Consider the following 16,470-nt stretch of genomic DNA (forward strand, 5'->3'; position numbering starts at 1 on the left):
CCGCCCGCCCGGTCCGCACCCTCTGAGAGCCCCCGCCATGGCCACCGGACACACCGACCCGCAGCGCCGCGAACGCATCCTCGCGGCGACCCTCGACCTCATCGCCGACGAGGGGCTCGCCCATGTCTCCCACCGCAAGATCGCCGCGCGCGCCGGTGTCCCGCTGGGGTCGATGACGTACCACTTCAGCGGCATGGACGAGCTGCTCCGGGAGGCGTTCAGGCGCTTCGCCGACCACATCGTCGCCGTCTTCGACGCCCACCTCTCCGCCCCGGCCGACCGCGACGCGGCCCGCGAGGCGGTGGCGGACCTCGTCCACGCCCTGTCCGAGGGGAGCCAGCGGGACCTGGTCCTCACCCAGGAGCTGTACATCCTGGCCGCCCGCCGGCCCGCCTACCGGGAGCTGACCCACGAGTGGATGGGCCGCAGCCGCGTCCACCTGGAGAAGCACTTCGACCCGGACACGGCCCGCCAGCTCGACGCACTCATCGAGGGACTGACCCTGCACCGCGCCCTGGACAACGACCCGCACGACCGCGCCCTGACCCTGGAGGCCGTCACCCGGATCACCACCGGGCGCGCGTAGCGGATCGATCAGGAATCGAGAAGCGCGCACCCGCACCCCGCAACTAGCGTGGCTGCCACGGACGTACGCGCGACCCTGATGGAGACACGATGAGGATGGCCCCGACGGGCGGGCAGCCGCCCGCGCCGCACGCCGCCGACAGCCACGACCTGATCCGTGTGCACGGCGCGCGCGAGAACAACCTCAAGAACGTCAGCATCGAGATCCCCAAGCGCCGTCTGACGGTCTTCACCGGTGTCTCCGGCTCGGGCAAGAGCTCCCTCGTGTTCGACACGATCGCCGCGGAGTCGCAGCGGATGATCAACGAGACGTACAGCGCCTTCGTGCAGGGGTTCATGCCGACGCAGGCACGGCCCGACGTCGACGTGCTCGACGGACTGACGACAGCGATCATCGTCGACCAGCAGCGCCTGGGCGCCGACCCGCGCTCCACGGTCGGGACCGTCACGGACGTCAACGCGATGCTGCGCATCCTCTTCAGCCGGCTCGCGCACCCGCACGTCGGCCCGCCCGGCGCGTACTCCTTCAACGTGGCCTCGGTGTCGGCCAGCGGCGGTTTCCGGGTCGACCGCGGCGCCGGGAGGACGAAGACGGAGAAGGTGACCTTCAGCCGTACCGGCGGCATGTGCACGCACTGCGAGGGGCGCGGTTCGGTCTCCGACATCGACCTCACCCAGCTCTTCGACGACACCAAGTCCATCGCCGGGGGCGCCTTCACCATCCCCGGCTGGAAGGCGGACAACGTCTGGACCGTGGGCGTCTACGCCGAGTCCGGCTTCTTCGACCCGCACAAGCCGATCCGCGACTTCACCGAGCAGGAGATGCGGGACCTCCTGCACGGCGAGCCCACCAGGGTGAAGGTCAACGGCGTCAACCTCACCTACGAAGGCCTGATCCCCAAGATCCAGAAGTCGTTCCTGTCCAAGGACAAGGAGGCGATGCAGCCGCACATCCGCGCCTTCGTGGAGCGGGCGGTCACCTTCACCGCCTGTCCGGAGTGCGAGGGCACCCGCCTCAGCGCCGCCGTCCGCGCGTCGCGGATCGGCGAGCTCAGCATCGCCGACGCCTGCGCGATGGAGATCCGCGACCTCGCCGAGTGGGTGCGCGCACTCGACGAACCGTCCGTGGCGCCGCTGCTCACCGCGTTGCGGCAGACCCTCGACTCGTTCGTGGAGATCGGCCTCGGCTACCTCTCCCTGGAGCGGCCCTCGGGCACGCTGTCGGGCGGCGAGGCGCAGCGCGTCAAGATGATCCGCCACCTCGGCTCCTCGCTCACCGACGTCACGTACGTCTTCGACGAGCCCACCATCGGCCTGCACCCGCACGACATCCGGCGGATGAACGACCTGCTCCTGCGGCTGCGGGACAAGGGCAACACGGTGCTCGTCGTGGAGCACAAGCCGGAGACCATCGCGATCGCCGACCACGTCGTCGACCTCGGCCCCGGCGCCGGCACGGCGGGCGGCACCGTCTGCTTCGAGGGCACCGTCGAAGGGCTGCGGGCGGGCGGCACGCTCACCGGCCGCCACCTGGACGACCGGGCCGCCGTCAAGGACTCGGTGCGCACCCCCACCGGGGCGCTGGAGATCCGCGGTGCGAACACCCACAACCTGCGCGACGTCGACGTCGACATCCCGCTCGGGGTGCTCTGCGTGGTCACCGGAGTCGCGGGCTCGGGCAAGAGCTCGCTCCTGCACGGGTCGCTCCGCTCCGGCGAAGGCGTGGTCCCGGTCGACCAGGCGCCGATCCGCGGCTCGCGCCGCAGCAACCCGGCGACGTACACCGGACTGCTCGACCCGATCCGCAAGGCCTTCGCGAAGGCCAACGGCGTCAAGCCGGCGCTGTTCAGCGCCAATTCCGAGGGCGCCTGCCCGAACTGCAACGGCGCCGGGGTCGTCTACACCGACCTCGGGATGATGGCCGGCATCTCCACCACCTGCGAGGAGTGCGAGGGCAGGCGGTACGACGCCTCGGTCCTCGAACACCGCTTCGGCGGCCGGGACATCAGCGAGGTGCTCGCGATGCCGGTGTCCGAGGCGCGGGAGTTCTTCGGCGCGGGTGACGCGCGCACACCGGCCGCCCACAGGATCCTGACCCGGCTCGCCGACGTCGGGCTCGGCTATCTCACCCTGGGGCAGCCGCTCACCACCCTGTCCGGCGGCGAACGGCAGCGGCTCAAGCTGGCAACGCACATGGCGGAGGAGGGCGGCGTCTACGTCCTCGACGAACCGACCACCGGCCTCCACCTGGCCGACGTCGAACAGCTCCTCGGCCTGCTCGACCGGCTCGTCGACTCCGGCAAGTCGGTCGTCGTCATCGAGCACCACCAGGCCGTGATGGCCCACGCCGACTGGATCGTCGACCTCGGCCCCGGCGCCGGACACGACGGCGGCCGGGTGGTCTTCGAGGGTACCCCCGCCGAACTGGTGAAGGCACGCACGACCCTCACCGGCGAACACCTGGCGGAGTACGTGGGCGCCTGACCCGGCCCCTCCGGCGATCCGTGTCCGTGCGGGGCACGGATCGCCGTCCGCGAAACCGATGAGCACGGATCACGGACGCGACAGACTCGGATCATGACCACAACGGATCCCAAGGACGACCTCCGCTTCTACCTGCAGAAGGCCCGTGACGCCCTGCTGTGGAAGCTCGACGGGCTCTCGGAGTACGACGTCCGCCGCCCGCTGACACCCACCGGCACGAACCTCCTGGGTCTGGTGAAACACGCGGCCGGGGTGGAGCTCGGCTACCTCGGCGACACCTTCGGCCGGCCGTTCGGCGAGCACCTGCCCTGGCTCGCGGAGGACGCCGGGGCCAACGCGGACATGTGGGCCACCACCGACGAGTCGCGCGAGCAGATCGTCGGGCTCTACCGGCGGGCCTGGGCGCATGCGGACGCCACGATCGGCGCCCTGGCGCTGGACACCGTCGGCACCGTGCCCTGGTGGCCGAGCGGCCGCAACGAGGTGACCCTGCACCACGCGGTCACCCGCGTCGTCGCCGACACGCACCGCCACGCCGGGCACGCCGACATCCTCCGGGAACTCCTGGACGGCGCCGTCGGGATGAACCAGGGCAACGACGCCCTTCCACCGGGCGACGCCGAGTGGTGGGAGAACCACCGGAGCCTGATCGAGCGCGCGGCACGGGAGGCCGGCGGTGACCTGTGACCGCGGTCGGAGCGGGGGTCAGTCGGCGGCCCGCTTCGGTACGGGCGTGTCCTCGCGCAGGCCCCATGGCGAGCCGTACTCCGTGAGCAGGTCGAGGAACGGGCGGGGTGGCAGTGCCTCGGGGCCGAGGACCCCGCTGCCGTGCCACGCCCCCGACGCGAGGAGTTCCAGGGCGATCACCGGGTTGACCGCGGTCTGCCAGACCACGGCCTGGGAGCCGTACTCCCGCATCGACCACTGGTTGTCGACCACGTGGTGGAGGTAGACCTCGCGGGGCCGGCCGTCCTTGGTGCCCCTGACCCACGTACCCGCACACGTCCTGCCGTGCATGCGCTCCCCGAGGCCGGCCGGGTCGGGCAGACAGGCGGCGACCACGTCCCGCGGGGAGACCGCGACCGGGCCCGCGCCGCCGTGCACCGTGACCGGCGCGGTGCGGTCCAGGCCCAGCTTGTGCAGGGTCCGCAGGACGGCGATGAACTCCTCGCCCAGGCCGTACTTGAAGGTGACCCGCCCCGCCTTCAGCCACCGCGGGACCAGCAGCACCTCCTCGTGCTCGACGTTGACGCACTCCACCGGACCGATGCCGCCGGGGAAGTCGAAGACCTCCGGCTCGCTGAAGGGCGCCGTGGTGAACCAGCCGCGGTCCGCCTCGTAGACGACGGGCGGGTTGAGGCACTCCTCGATGGTCGTCCAGATGCTGAAGGACGGGGCGAAGTCGTACCCGTCCACCACCAGGTTCGCGCCGTCCCGGACGCCGATCTCCTCGATCGTGTCGAAGAGGACGTCGGCGGCGTAGCGGGCGAACACGTCCGACAGGCCCGGCTCCACGCCCATGCCGACCAGCGCGAGCCGGCCCGCCGCCTCCCACTCGGCGGCGCGGGCGAACTGGTCGTCGCCCAGTTTGACGCCGCACTCCTCGTAGGGGCGCGTCGGGTGCGGCCGGGACAGGGACATCGCCATGTCCAGGTAGTGGGTGCCCCGCGCGAGCGCCGCGTCGAACAGCGGCAGCACGAAACGGGGGTCGGTGGCGTTCAGCAGGACGTCGCACCGGTGCTCCGCCAGGGCTGCCCGCACCCCCGCCGGGTTCGAGGCGTCGAGCCGCACCGCGCAGAACCGCCCGCCGTGCTCCCCGAGCGCCGCGACGGCCGACTCCGCCCGGGCGGGGTCGTGGTCGGCTACGACCATGTGCTCCAGGAAGGGGCGCCGGGCCGCGATCCTGGTGATCGCGGTTCCGACGCCCCCTGCTCCGACCAAGAGGACCCGCATGCGGCGCACTCCTTCGTCCCGCCCGCCCCTTGGACGGGCTCCCGCCCGTTGAGTGGGCCAGGACGATAGCAGCCGTACCGCCCGGTCAGACCCCTGCCGCGGGTACGCGCTCCGGTCCGTCCTGCGGTGCGCCGGGGCGTGGGCCCGTGCGGCGGTCGAGTTCGATCGCCAGGGGCGCCGCGGTGAACATCGAGGAGTACGTGCCGACGACGATGCCGATGAGCAGGGCGAGCGCGAAGTCGGTCAGGGAGTCGCCGCCCAGCAGGGTCAGGGCGGCGAGGATGAACACGGCCCCCATACCGGTGTTGACGGTACGGGGCAGGGTCTGCAGGATCGCCGTGTTCGCGAGCCGCGCGAACGGGGTCCCGCGGTCGCCCGCCGACAGCTCCCTGATCCGGTCGAAGACGACCACGGAGTCGTTGACCGAGTAGCCGATCACCGTCAGCAGGGCCGCGAGGAAGACCCCGTCGACCGGTTTGCCCAGCCAGGCGAAGACACCGACGAGGATCACGGCGTCGTGCGCCAGCGCGGCGACCGCGGACACCCCGAAGACCCAGCGGAAGCGCACCGCCAGATACAGCAGTTGCGCGCCCAGCGCCGTGGCCAGGGCGACGAGCGCCCCGCGGCGCAACTCGTCCCCGAGGCTCGGGCCGATCAGCTCGTCGCGGACCTTCTCAGCGCCGCCCGCCAGGCCGTCGACCGTCTCGTCCACCTTCGCCGCCTCCGCGTCGGACAGGTCCCCGGTGCGCACGCTGAGGTCGCCGTCGCCGGACGTCTGCACGACCGCCCGGGGCAGCCCCGCGTCGGCGAGGGCCTCCCGGGCCCGGTCGGCGTCCACCGGCGCGGAGGCGGTGTACTCGATGAGCCGCCCGCCGGTGAACTCCACGCCGAAGTCCAGCCCCCGCACCGCGACACCCGACCCGGCGAGGACGAGCGCGACCGCCGKCCCGGCCAGCCAGGCGCGCCCCCGCCGCATCAGATCGGGGTCACGGCGGGTGAGCCGGTCGCGGACCCGCCCGGTGTCCGCGATGCCGGTGAGGTGGGGACGGCGCCGCACCGAGCGGCGGGCCACCGCGAGGTCGGCGAGGACACGGGTGACGACCAGGGCACTGAACATCGAGGCCAGCACCCCGATGCCCAGGGTCACGCCGAAGCCCTTGACGGGCCCGGACGCCAGGAGGAAGAGCAGCCCGGCGGCGATGAGGGTGGTGACGTTGGAGTCGGCGACGGCGCTGAAGGCGTTGCGGAACCCGGCGGTGAGGGCGGGGCGCACCCCCTTCCCGCGCACCCCCTTTCCGCGCGCCGCGTACTCCTCCCGAGCCCGCTCGAAGACGAGCACGTTGGCGTCGACGGCCATGCCGATCGCCAGGACGAACCCGGCGAGCCCCGGCAGGGTGAGGGTGGCGCCGAGTGCGGCCAGGGCCGCGTAGGAGACGACCCCGTAACAGACCAGGGCCACGGCGGCCAGGGCGCCCAGGAGCCGGTAGACGGCGATGACGAACAGCGAGGTCAGCGCGGTGCCGATGACGGCGGCCCGGGCGGAGGCCTCGATGGCCGCGGCGCCCAGGGTCGGGCCGACGGTGCGCTGCTCCACGGTCTCGACCGGCACCGGCAGGGCGCCGCCGTTGACGAGCAGGCCCAGCTCGCGCGCCTCCTCCCGGTCGAACGAGCCGGTGATCCGGGTGGATCCGCCGGTGATCCCCGTACGGCAGCCGACGGACCCGTCGACCTGCGGCGAGGAGATGACCTCGTCGTCCAGGACGATGGCGACACGGCGGGCCGGATCGCCGGCCGGGTGGCAGGCGGCCTCGCCCGTCAGCCGCGCCCAGGCGCCGTCGCCCGCGCCCTCGAACTCGATGCCTACGAACCAGCCGGCGCCGCCCTGCTGGTCGATGCGCGCCTCGGCGCTCCCGACGTCCGCGCCGGTGAGCGCCGACGGGCCCAGCCGCACGGGGAGCCCGGACTCGTCGTCGAGCACGCGCTCGCCCCGGCGTCCGGACCGCGGCTCGGACGGTACCTCCTGGGTGTCGGCCGTGCCGAGCACGGGGTGGAAGGAGAGCTGCGCGGTACGGCCGAGGACGCCGGCGGCCTCGCGCGGGTCCTGGACGCCGGGCAGCTCGACGACGATCCGGTGGTCCCCGGAACGGGCGATGGTGGGTTCGGCGACGCCGAGCGCGTCGATGCGCCGGCGCAGTACCTCCAGGGTGCGGTCGGTGGCCTCGGAGTCGGCCTCGGCGGTGGGTGAGTCGCGGGTCTCCAGGACGATCTGGGTGCCGCCGCGCAGGTCGAGTCCGAGACGGACGGGCACGGTGGCGGTGATGTAGAGGGACAGGGCGAGTACGGCCAGGGCGAGAAACGCCCGCACGCGAAGGGCGCGCGTCAAGGATGCCTCCAACAGGCGTACCGCAGTCGCGTGTCGCGGCCGCGGTGGGGATCGACGGGGTGGCGTCAGATACCGGTGGGAGGCGGCGGGCCGCGCCCGCTGTGCTGCGCGCAGTGCCGCAGGCGCAGACTCCTCCCGCGCCCGCCTCCCCCGCACCGGCGACGCTCGTGTCGCCGGACGCGCCCACGCGGATCGGCGCCGTGCCGCCCGGCGCCCCGGGGCCGGCCCAGGCGACCGCCGTGCAGACCCGGTACGTGGCGTCCTCGCCGCAGACCGGGGCGCCCGCCGCGCCCGCGCGCGGCACGGGACCGGCCTGGCTGCGGCGCAAGCCGCTCATCGCCACCGGCGCCGCGGCCGCCGTCGCCGTCGCCGCGGTGGTGGCCACGGCGGTCGCCATGGACGGTTCAGGATCGGGCTCCGAGGCCAAGGGCCCGCGGTCGTCCGTGAGCCGCGACGCCTCCGACCCGGGCGCCGGCAAGGAGCCGGCGGCGGACGGAAGCCTGCCGCAGTCGCTGACGGTCAAGGCCCCGCGGACGCTGGAGGCGGGCCAGTCCCTCGAAGCCGCCCACGTGAAGCTGGTCATGCAGGAGGACGGGAACCTCGTCGCCCGGGACGAGAAGGACGAGCAGGTCTGGGAGGCCGGCACCTCCGGCGGGGGCCGGAAGGCGGTGTTCCAGGAGGACGGCAACCTGGTCGTCCAGGACGCCGAGGGCAAGACGGTGTGGACCACGCACACCTCGTCCCAGCAGGGCGGGGCCGTCCTCGAACTGCGCGCCGACGGTGTCGTCGCCGTGGTCCGGGACGGCAAGGACATCTTCCGGACCACTCCGGACCCCGCCCTCCCGCAGACGCTCACGGTCCAGCCGCGGCGGACCCTGCAGGTCAACGAGTTCGTGCAGGCCGCTCATGTGAAGCTGCTCATGCAGGAGGACGGCAACCTCGTCGCCTACGACGAGAAGAACCAGCCCACCTGGGCGTCCGACACCTCCGGCGAGAACTACAAGGCGGTGTTCCAGGAGGACGGCAACCTCGTCGTCTACACCCCCGACGACAAGCCGGTGTGGGCCACCGACACGGGATACCCGGAAGGAGGCGCCGTCCTGGAACTGCGTGCGGACGGCGCCTTCTCCATCACGAAGGACGGCCAGGAGCTCTACCTGAGCAGCAAGAAGTCCTCCTGAGCGGCGGGACGCTCCCCCCCTCCCCGGCGGCGGGCGGTCAGCGCTCCGCGATCCGCAGGAACGTCACCGAGTGCGCCGGGAAGGTGTACGTGAACCTCCCCGCGACCCCCGAGAAGGTGGACGTCACCGGTGCGACCGCCGTGTCCGTCTCCGTGTTCACGGCGTCGGGCGCGGCGGCGAGGGTGGTCACCGCGGCCTTCGGGCCGACCTGCGCGCCGCCCAGGTCGACGGTCGTACGGGCGTCCGCCGCCTGGGCGTTGACCACCTTGAGGATCAGGTCGCCGGTCCGCGCGTCCCTGGTGACGACCTGCCGGAACGGCTCGGCCGGCTTGTCGTCGGTGAAGCGTCCCCACTCCTGGCCGTCGAGGTACAGGGTCACCTGCCGGCCGCGCACCTCGATGTCGATGTCGTAGGCGCGGCCCGTCTCGATCGACCCGGCCCGGGAGACCAGCGTCGACTTGCCGCCGTCCACGGCCTGTTCGACGGCGGACTGCGTGTTGTTCCAGCCGCCGAGGTTCCACCAGTAGTAGTTCCCGGTGTCCTTGACCCCGAAGGCGACGAGGAAGCCCTCCTTGCCCGCCTTCTTGGTGGCCTTCACGTGCAGGTCGTAGTCGTGCCAGGCCGGGTCGCCCGCGGAGACCATGGTGTTCTCGGCGGTCTCGTCGCCCTGGACGTACTGCCCGTCCCGGACGCTCCAGCTGCCGCCGCCCGTGTGGGTCCACCGTGAGGCGTCACCGGAGAAGTCGTCGGCGAGCAGCCGTGTGCCGTCCGCGCCGGTGACCTCCACGTCGTCGTACGCCGCGCTCGTCGCCCACGTCGACAGGCCCACCGCGCCCGTGATGGGCCCGCTCACCGACGGGGTGGCGGTCGCGCTCGACGGGACCACCCGGTCGCCGGTGTTGCGCATGAAGAGCTTCTGCACCTCGTAGTTGGCGGAGTTCCAGGAGGCTCGGTTGTTGAACCAGATCAGGTCCGGACGCCACTGCACGTAGTCCTCGTTGGCGAGCAGCGGCGCGTACGAGGCCAGCTTCACGACGTCGGCGTTGCGCTCCAGGCCGGTCATGAAGGCCGCTTCGGAGAGGGCGTTCTTGAAGGTGTTGCCCTGGGAGGCGTACTCGCCGAGGAAGACCTTCGGGCCGTTGCGGTCGTAGGTGTCGTAGCGGTCGTTGTTCTGCAGGAACCACTGCGGGCTGTTGTAGTAGTGCTCGTCGACCATGTCGACGTCCGCCTCCCGGTTGAGCCGCCAGGCGGTGTCGAACGTCGGACCGCTGTCGTCGGGGCCAGAGTTGGAGACGACGGTGATGTCCGGGTACCGCGCCGCGAGCGCCGCGCGGAACCGCTCGAAGCGCGCGAAGAACTCGTTCGGCAGGTTCTCCTCGTTGCCGACCGCGAGATGGGTGAGGCCGAAGGGCCTCGGGTGGCCCATCCTCGCCCGCTTCGCGCCCCACTCGCTGGTCACCGGCCCGTTGGCGAACTCGACGAGGTCCAGGGTGTCCTGGATGTGGCGCTCCAGCAGCGCCTCGTCGTCGACGGCCCGGTTCTGGCCGCAGCCGGTGACCAGGGCGGGCACCACGGGCAGCGGCATGGCGCCGACGTCCTCGGCGAACTGGAAGTACTCGTAGTAGCCGAGCCCGTAACTCTGGTTGTAGCCCCAGAAGTTGGCGTTCGTCGCGCGCTGTTCGACGGGGCCGACGGTGTCCTTCCACTGGTACGCGCGGGTGCGCTGCCAGCCGGACGCCTCGTCGTAGCCCTCCATGCTGCCGGTGTTGACCAGGCAGCCGCCCGGGAAGCGGACGAAGCCGGGGCGCAGGGCGGCGATCCTGCGCGCCAGGTCCTCGCGCAGGCCGTGGCCCTTGTAGGTGTCGCGCGGGATCAGCGAGACCATGTCGAGCGCGGCCGGGCGGTCCGCGGACACCGTGAGGCGGCCGTCGGTGCCGGTGCGGGCGGCGGTGAGGCGTGCCGTGTACTTCGCCCAGCCGCCGCGGGCGGTGACGCGGCGCGCCCGGGCCAGTTCGCCCCCGGCGTCCCCCAGGGCGACCGTCAGGGTGGCACCCGCTCCGGCGCGGGCCCACACGGAGAAGTCGTAGGCCTTGCCCTCCTCCACCGCGATCCCGGTGTTGTAGCCCGCGTTGGTGACGGAGGAGCCGCCGTCCAGGGCGAGGTAGGTGCGGTTGCGGGCGTTCAGCCGGCCGTCGTCGTCCAGGGTCTTCGCGCTGCCGTCGACGGTCCAGGCGGTGAGGGGCGTGTACGAGCGGTTGTCGGCCGTGGAGTACTCGAAGGACCGGTTCTGCACGAGCTCCGCGTACAGACCGCCGTCCGCGGCCCGGTTGATGTCCTCGAAGAAGACGCCGTACATCGTGTCGGCGATCTCCGGGCCCGCGGCCCCGGGGTCGACGGTGATCGCGTAGTCGGTCACCGCGCCCCCGGCGGCGTCCGCGGGGGCGGCGGCCACCGGGGCCGGGGCGAGGAAGGAGGCGGCCAGCAGGGCGCCGGCCAGGAGGGAGCGTCTGCGGCGCGTACGGACAGGGGACATGGATCCTCCGCGGCTCTGAGAGGGTGCGGCATGTTCGACATCTCGGACGCTGATCAATACTTCGAACGGCAAGATAGGGAGGAGGCAGGAGTGCGTCAATGGATCGGACGGGAGAGGCCGCGGTGGCGGAGGGGATGYCCGGATTCCGGCCGGTGGACGATGTACTGGCGTACCTGGCCGGGGGCTGGCGGGTACGGCGCTCGGTGCGGGACCTCGCGAGCGGGGCGGCGGGCACCTTCGAGGGGACGACGAGCTTCGAGCCGCCGGACGGCGACGGACCCGGCTCCGCCTGGGAGGGGCTGCTCCACCACGAGTCCGGCATGTTCGAGTGGCAGGGCGTGACCCGGCCCGCCGAGCGGACCCTGAGGTTCCTGCCGGGCGGCGGGGCGAGCCGGGCCGACGTGCGGTTCGCCGACGGCCGCCCCTTCCACGACCTGGACCTCGCCACCGGCCGGTACGTCGCCGACCATCCGTGCTCGGCGGACCTCTACCGGGGTGAGTTCACCGTGTTCGACGCGGACCGCTGGCGGACGGTGTGGCGGGTGGGCGGCCCGGCCAAGGACCTGGTCCTGACGACGGACTACACGCGTTCGTGGTGAGAGTCGAACCGCAGGTTCCAGCGGCCGGCGTGGCCGACGAGCGTGGCCGTCGACAGCGGGCGGACGTCCAGGTTCCAGTACGTCGACGGGTGCGCCCTGAGGGCGTGGACGAGGGCAGCGCGCACGACCGCGGGTTCGGCCACGGCGACGATCCTGACGCCGTCGTCGGCGGGGCGGGTGTCGAGCCAGCCGCCCACCCGCTGCACGAACTCCACCAGCGATTCGCCGCCGTGGGCCGTGGAGTACGGGTCGGCGAGCCAGGCGTCCACGGCCTCGGGCTCCCGGGCCATCGCCTCACCGAGGGTCAGTCCGCGCCAGCGGCCCATGTCGCAGTCCCGCAGGGCCGGCTGGGCCAGCGGCGTGAGCCCGAGCCCGTCCCCGGTGGCCCGGCTGCGCGGGGTCGGCGAGCAGTAGCGCAGCTCGGCCACCGCCAGCGGCACCAGGGCGTGGGCGGCGCGCTGCACCTCGCCCCAGCCCGCCTGGTCCAGCGGCCGGTCGTCGTCGAAGCGCTCGGCGAGCAGCGAGGAACCGCGGGCGGCGGCGATCAGCGTGACCCGAACAGGCATGCGGCGATCGTGGGCGCCGGGACCGCGCAGGTCAAGAGGTGATCGGCAGCGCTCACCGAATACTCACGGGACGGCCCGGCCCGCACCCTCAGGAGGCCGCGACCGCGCCGGTCTCGACACATGCCGTACGCAGTCTGCGAACCCCCTCGGTGATCTCCGCGGCGCCCGCGACCGCGGCGAAGCTGAGCCGCAGGTGGGCCGCCGGGGGCTCGGCGCTGAAGTAGGGGCGGCCGGGGGTGACGGCCACGCCCGCGCGCAGGGCGGCGGCGAGGAGGGCCTGCTCGTCGGTGCCGTCGGGCAGGCGCAGCCACAGTTGGTAGCCGCCGGCCGGGACGTGCGGCAGGGGCAGTTCGGGCAGGCGCAGCCGCAGCGCGGCGGTCATCGCCTCGCGGCGGGCGCGCAGTTCGCCCGAGACCGCCCGCAGGTGGCGGGGCCAGGCCGGCGAGCCGACGAGTTCCAGGGCCGCCTCCTGCAGGGGCCGCGGCACGAAGAAGGTGTCGACGACCTGGATCGCCCGCAGCCGTTCCAGGACGGGCCCGCGGGCGGCCAGCGCGCTCACCCGGAAGCTCGGCGAGGTGGCCTTGGTGAGCGAGCAGACGTGCACGACGACCCCGTCGGGGTCGTCCGCGGCCAGCGGCCTGGGCAGCGGGCCCGCGTCCTCGTGCACGAGCCGCCGCACGAAGTCGTCCTCGACGACGAAGGCGCCCGCCGCCCGGGCGATCCGCAGCACCTCGCCCCGCCGCTCCGGGGCGAGCACCGCGCCGGTCGGGTTCTGGAACAGCGGCTGGCAGACGAAGACCCGGGCGCCGGTGGCCGCGAACGCGTCGGCGAGCAGGTCCGGCTTCACCCCGTCCCGGTCCACCGGCACGGGTACGGGCCGCAGTCCGGCGGCGCGGGCGATCGCCAGCATGCCCGGATAGGTGGGCGACTCGACGAGGACCGGGGCGCCGGGCGGGGCCAGGGCGCGCAGTGCGGTGGTCAGCGCGGACTGGCCGCCCGCCGTGATCAGCACCTCGGCGGCGGTGACGGCGCCGCCGATGCCCCGCGCGAACCACTCGCGCAGCTCGGGCAGGCCCTCCGTGGGCGGCCTGCCCCAGGCGCCGGGGCGCCGGCCCGCCCGGGACAGCGCGGCGGCCATCGCCCGTTCCGGCTGGAGCGAGGGGTGCAGGTAGCCGCCGTTGAACTCGACCACCCCCGGTGGCGGCGCGGCCAGCGAGACCAGTACCCCGGAGGCGTCCACGGTGCGGGGGACGAGTTCGCTGGTGGCGTCCGCGCTGAGCGCGACCTCCTGCCAGGAGGTGTCCCCGGCGACGGGCCCGGCGGCGCGCGGCGCGGCGCGGAACGCCCCCGCGCCGGGCCGGGTGACCACCAGCCCCTCGGCGGAGAGCTGGGCGAGCGCCCGGGAGACGGTCACGGGGCTCACCCGGAACCGCTCCACGAGCGCCCGGCTGGACGGCAGCTTTCCACCGGAAGAGTAGCGGTCCAGCTCGCTCCGCAGGCTACTGACCAGATCACCGACGCTGCTACGCTCATGCATGAGAGCAGACGATAGCGCTATCGACTTCTGTGCGGTAGCGCTATCGTCTGCTCTCATGCATGAGCGTAGCAGCGTCGGTGATCTGGTCAGTAGCCTGCGGAGCGAGCTGGACCGCTACTCTTCCGGTGGAAAGCTGCCGTCCAGCCGGGCGCTCGTGGAGCGGTTCCGGGTGAGCCCCGTGACCGTCTCGGCCCCCACCCCGATCCCCGTACCGGGACCCTCCTCGCCGCGCTGGGCGTCGTCGCCTTCTCGCTCACCTTCCCCGCCACCGCGTGGGGACTTGAGGGCTTCGGGCCGTGGTCGCTGGTGGCGGTGCGCAGCGTCCTGGCCGCGGCGATCGCGGGCGGCTGCCTGCTGTGGCTGCGCGTCCCGCTCCCCGACCGCCGCCACCTCGCGGGGCTGGCCGTCGTCGGCGCCGGGGTCGTGCTCGGCTTCCCGCTGCTCACCACGCTCGCCCTGGAGACGTCGAGCACCGCGCACGCCGCGGTCGTCGTCGGACTGCTGCCCCTGACGACGGCCCTGCTGTCGGCCCTGCGGACCGGCACCCGCCCCTCGCGCACCTTCTGGGCCGCCGCGTCCGCGGGCGCCGCCGTGGTGATCGCGTTCACCGTGCAGCAGAGCGGCGGCGCCCTCAGCCGCGCGGACGCCTACCTCTTCGGCGCCCTGCTCGTCTGCGCGGCGGGCTACACGGAGGGCGGCCGGCTGGCCCGCGCGATGCCGGGCTGGCAGGTCATCGGCTGGGCGCTGGTCCTGTGCCTGCCGCTCACGGTGCCGGCGGCGGCGCTCGCCCTGTCGCACGAGCCCGTCGAACCGACCGCGCACGGCGTGATCGGGCTGCTGTGGGTGGCGGCCGGTTCGCAGTTCCTCGGCCTGGTCGTCTGGTACCGCGGCATGGCCGCCATCGGCGTCCCCCGGGCCAGCCAGCTGCAGCTGGCCCAGCCGCTGCTCACCCTCGTGTGGTCGGTGCTCCTCCTGGGCGAGCACCTGACCCCGGCTGCCCCGCTGGCGGCCGCCGCCGTGCTGGTGTGCATCGCCGTCACCCAGCGGGCCCGCACCTGACCGGCCGCCCCGGGACGGCCGGCCTCCCGCGGACGGCCCGGGACGGCCGGTTTGTGCGGGCAGGTCCCAACTGCCACCACGCGCCGTAGACTTGCGGTCACGAATCGCCACTCCCGTGCGGAACGAGGAGGCCCCACCGATGCAGGCAACCGTAGGCGACCAGCTGCTGGTGCACGGCAGGATCGTCGGGCAGCACGACCGGGTCGCGGAAGTCATCGAGGTGCTCGGCCAGCGCGGCAACCCCCCTTACCGGGTCCGCTTCGAGGACGGTCACGAGAGTCTGATGTCGCCCGGACCCGACTGCGTGGTCCGCCACCGCGAGGACGGCCGCTGAGCGGACCGGATCGGCGGGCCGGTGGGTCGGCGGGCCGGATCAGCGGATCGGATCGGCGGGCCACCGGATCAGCGGGCCGGCTCCGTCGGCTGCCGGTAGTGGTCGGCGACCACCCTGGCCATGGCCCCGATCCGGTCGGCCGCCACCTCCTTGGCCGAGAAGAACACATGCCCGCCCACCTGCGGGTGCCCCGCGGCCAGGGTGAGGTGCTTCGACAGCTCCGCCGGATCCTGCCAGGCCGTGGGCTGCGCGGGGTCGCCGGCCTTGTAGAGCGCCTCGCCGACGTACAGCTTGGTGCCGGTGCCCTCCGCGACCGAGGCCCACCAGGGCACCAGCTTCGCGTAGTCGGCGGCGGCGAAGCCGATGTTCCAGTACAGCTGCGGGCAGATGTAGTCGATCCAGTTCTCCCGCACCCATTTCCTGGTGTCCGCGTGCAGGTCGTCGTACGTCTGCACGCCGCCCCGGGTGTCGGAGCCCAGCGGGTCGGTCGCGGCGTTGCGCCACACCCCGAAGGGGCTGATCCCGAACTTCGCGGCGGGCCGCGCCTCCTTGATGCGCGCGGCCGTCTCCCGCACCAGCCGGTCGATGTTGTCGCGCCGCCACGCCGCCCGGTCGGGGTACTGCCCGCCGTGCGCGGCGTACGCGGCGTCGTCGTCGAAGCTCTGGCCCGCGACCGGGTACGGGTAGAAGTAGTCGTCCCAGTGGACGGCGTCGACGGCGTACTTCTTCACCGCGTCCAGCATCGCGTCCTGGACGAAGGCGCGGACCTCGGGCAGCCCCGGGTTGTAGTAGAGCTTCCCGCCGTACGGCACGACCCAGTCGGGGTGGACGCGGGCCGGGTGCGAGGCGACGAGCCTCGCCGGGTCGGTGTGGTTGGCGACGCGGTACGGGTTGAACCAGGCGTGCAGTTCCAGTCCGCGGGCGTGGGCCTCCTCGACGGCGGTGCCCAGCGGGTCCCAGCCGGGGTCCTTGCCCTGGACGCCGGTCAGGCACTGCGCCCAGGGTTCGTGCGGCGAGGGCCACAGGGCGTCGGCCGTGGGCCGCACCTGGAAGATCACGGCGTTCAGCCGGCGCTCGACCGCCGTGTCGAGGTGGCCGAGGAGTTCGGCGCGCTGCGCCGCCGCGGTCAGCCCGGGCTTCGAGGGCCAGTCGCGGTTCGCCACCGTCGCCAGCCACATGCCGCGCAGCGCGCCCGCGGGATCCCGGTGCCGGCGACGGCGCCGGGAGGCACCGGACTCACCGCCCCCGCCCCCGCC

13 protein-coding genes are annotated in these 16,470 nt (G+C 73.4%); 7 read left to right on the forward strand and 6 right to left on the reverse strand.

Annotated features, from left to right (window positions below; genetic code table 11):
- Positions 1–37 precede the first annotated feature (37 nt).
- The 3 genes from FGF04_RS20065 (at position 38) to FGF04_RS20075 (ending at position 3,756) form a co-directional block, all read left to right on the forward strand.
- Positions 38–586, forward strand: coding sequence for a TetR/AcrR family transcriptional regulator (locus tag FGF04_RS20065; RefSeq protein WP_149512705.1), 549 nt, complete (start codon positions 38–40; stop codon positions 584–586).
- 89 nt (positions 587–675) lie between these two features.
- Positions 676–3,069, forward strand: coding sequence for an ATP-binding cassette domain-containing protein (locus FGF04_RS20070; protein WP_149512706.1), 2,394 nt, complete (start codon positions 676–678; stop codon positions 3,067–3,069).
- Positions 3,070–3,162: 93 nt separating this feature from the next.
- Positions 3,163–3,756: a DinB family protein gene (locus FGF04_RS20075; RefSeq protein ID WP_149512707.1), complete on the forward strand. Its 594-nt coding sequence runs from the start codon at positions 3,163–3,165 to the stop codon at positions 3,754–3,756.
- A gap of 18 nt (positions 3,757–3,774) precedes the next feature.
- Here FGF04_RS20075 and FGF04_RS20080 read toward each other — a convergent pair whose 3' ends face one another.
- Positions 3,775–5,022, reverse strand: coding sequence for a saccharopine dehydrogenase family protein (locus tag FGF04_RS20080; protein WP_149512708.1), 1,248 nt, complete (start codon positions 5,020–5,022; stop codon positions 3,775–3,777).
- An 85-nt stretch (positions 5,023–5,107) separates the two neighbouring features.
- Entirely contained in the window at positions 5,108–7,405 is a 2,298-nt protein-coding gene (secD, locus tag FGF04_RS20085; RefSeq protein ID WP_149512709.1) for a protein translocase subunit SecD, read from the reverse strand.
- 113 nt (positions 7,406–7,518) lie between these two features.
- Between secD and FGF04_RS20090 the strand changes: the two genes are divergently transcribed.
- Positions 7,519–8,586 carry a hypothetical protein gene (locus tag FGF04_RS20090; RefSeq protein WP_149512710.1) on the forward strand — a complete coding sequence of 356 codons (1,068 nt, stop codon included), beginning with the start codon at positions 7,519–7,521 and terminating at the stop codon, positions 8,584–8,586.
- A gap of 37 nt (positions 8,587–8,623) precedes the next feature.
- On the opposite strand, the gene FGF04_RS20095 is transcribed toward FGF04_RS20090, so the two are convergent.
- Positions 8,624–11,119 carry an alpha-L-arabinofuranosidase C-terminal domain-containing protein gene (locus FGF04_RS20095; RefSeq protein ID WP_149512711.1) on the reverse strand — a complete coding sequence of 832 codons (2,496 nt, stop codon included), beginning with the start codon at positions 11,117–11,119 and terminating at the stop codon, positions 8,624–8,626.
- 134 nt (positions 11,120–11,253) lie between these two features.
- Between FGF04_RS20095 and FGF04_RS20100 the strand changes: the two genes are divergently transcribed.
- On the forward strand, positions 11,254–11,718 hold the full coding sequence (locus FGF04_RS20100; RefSeq protein WP_149513728.1) for a DUF6314 family protein: 465 nt from the start codon (positions 11,254–11,256) through the stop codon (positions 11,716–11,718).
- On the opposite strand, the gene FGF04_RS20105 is transcribed toward FGF04_RS20100, so the two are convergent.
- Positions 11,700–12,284, reverse strand: a complete 585-nt coding sequence (locus FGF04_RS20105; RefSeq protein ID WP_149512712.1) for a histidine phosphatase family protein — start codon at positions 12,282–12,284, stop codon at positions 11,700–11,702. The genes FGF04_RS20100 and FGF04_RS20105 overlap by 19 nt on opposite strands.
- An 88-nt stretch (positions 12,285–12,372) precedes the next feature.
- Positions 12,373–13,821 (reverse strand): aminotransferase-like domain-containing protein, encoded by a 1,449-nt coding sequence (locus FGF04_RS20110; protein WP_149512713.1) that lies wholly within the window; start codon positions 13,819–13,821, stop codon positions 12,373–12,375.
- Positions 13,822–14,052: 231 nt separating this feature from the next.
- On the opposite strand from FGF04_RS20110, the gene FGF04_RS20115 reads away from it, so the two are divergent.
- The gene (locus FGF04_RS20115; RefSeq protein ID WP_149512714.1) at positions 14,053–14,880 is read left to right on the forward strand and encodes a DMT family transporter; all 828 of its coding nucleotides are present in this window, start codon (positions 14,053–14,055) and stop codon (positions 14,878–14,880) included.
- A gap of 139 nt (positions 14,881–15,019) precedes the next feature.
- Positions 15,020–15,214, forward strand: a complete 195-nt coding sequence (locus FGF04_RS20120; RefSeq protein ID WP_149512715.1) for a DUF1918 domain-containing protein — start codon at positions 15,020–15,022, stop codon at positions 15,212–15,214.
- 68 nt (positions 15,215–15,282) lie between these two features.
- Here the strand turns inward: FGF04_RS20120 and FGF04_RS20125 are convergent.
- Positions 15,283–16,470 (reverse strand): glycoside hydrolase family 10 protein (locus FGF04_RS20125; protein ID WP_149513729.1); only part of this gene is annotated, 1,188 nt, incomplete at its 5' end.

Source organism: Streptomyces apricus (genome assembly GCF_008369065.1).
Lineage (GTDB): Bacteria > Actinomycetota > Actinomycetes > Streptomycetales > Streptomycetaceae > Streptomyces > Streptomyces apricus.